We start from the raw sequence: 1,102 nt of genomic DNA on the forward strand, positions 1-1,102 counted from the left end.
TGCATATGCATTGATCGTCAAGCTTGATGCAATTGCATCTATCGTCTAAGGTGCGCCATGACCGAGAAAGCCGCGCCTTCGCCCGAAGCCATCAAGGCCTGGGCTCGCCTGATGCGCGTATCGCGCCAGTTGATGGAGAGCGCCGAAGAGGCGTTGAAGGCCGCCGGTCTGCCCCCACTTGCCTGGTACGACGTGCTGCATGAACTCGCCGAGGCGGGCGAGGGCGGGCTGCGGCCGTTCCAGCTCATCGAGCGCACGCTGTTCGCCCAATACAACATTTCGCGCCTGCTGGCCCGGCTCGAGGCCGATGGGCTCGTCGAGAAACTGCCGGTGGCCGATGACGGCCGTGGCCAGACCATCCGCATCGCGGCCAAGGGGCGAGACATACGCCGCCAGATGTGGGCTGTGTACGGACGCTCGATCGCCGAACTGGTTGGCGCCAAACTGTCGGCGGATGAGCTGACCATGGTCTCGGCACTGCTTGGACGGTTGCGCCATCCGCCAGCCAGCGATTAAGCGAGCCTGTCGCGCCAGCGCCTGTCCATTTTTGCAGATATTTTGCTCTCGTCCTCTTGCGCACGGCCTCGGATCGCGCAATATGCCGAACCGTAACGTACGGTACGGCCTATCGGGAATGCCGACCTTTCGAGAGAAGAGCGTGTTGCACATCGTGCCTGACATCGACACCAGCGAAGCGCTGACAGAGCGGCAGAAGGCCGTGCTCGACGCGGCGTTGCGGCTGCTGGTCGAAGAGGGCGACCAGCTGACCATGACCGCCGTGGCGCGCCGCGCCAGCTGTTCCAAGGAAACGCTCTACAAATGGTTCGGCGACCGCGACGGGCTGCTGACAGCGACGGTGCAATGGCAGGCCTCGAAAGTGCGGGTGGCACCGGTCGACCGCAAGGGGCTCGATCTTGCCTCGCTGACCGCGAGCCTCGAGCGCTTCGCCTCGGATTGGCTCAAGGTGATTTCCAGCGACACGTCGATCGCGCTCAATCGGGTGGCGGTCAGCCATGCGGGCTCCGGCAAGGACAATCTCGGCGCCGTGGTGCTGGAGAACGGCCGCTTCGCATTGGCCAAGCGGCTGAAGCCGGTGCTCGAG

The 1,102-nt window shown here is 64.2% G+C and carries 2 protein-coding genes; both read left to right on the forward strand.

The features are described from left to right. The first annotated feature begins 57 nt into the window (after positions 1-57). Positions 58-516, forward strand: a complete 459-nt coding sequence (locus tag EN969_RS32395) for a MarR family transcriptional regulator (protein WP_063168257.1) — start codon at positions 58-60, stop codon at positions 514-516. Between the two features lie 118 nt (positions 517-634). Further along, a partial coding sequence (locus tag EN969_RS32400) for a TetR/AcrR family transcriptional regulator (protein WP_245467617.1) occupies positions 635-1,102 on the forward strand: 468 nt, incomplete at its 3' end.

Source organism: Mesorhizobium sp. M7A.F.Ca.CA.003.01.2.1 (genome assembly GCF_003998945.1).
GTDB lineage: Bacteria > Pseudomonadota > Alphaproteobacteria > Rhizobiales > Rhizobiaceae > Mesorhizobium > Mesorhizobium ciceri.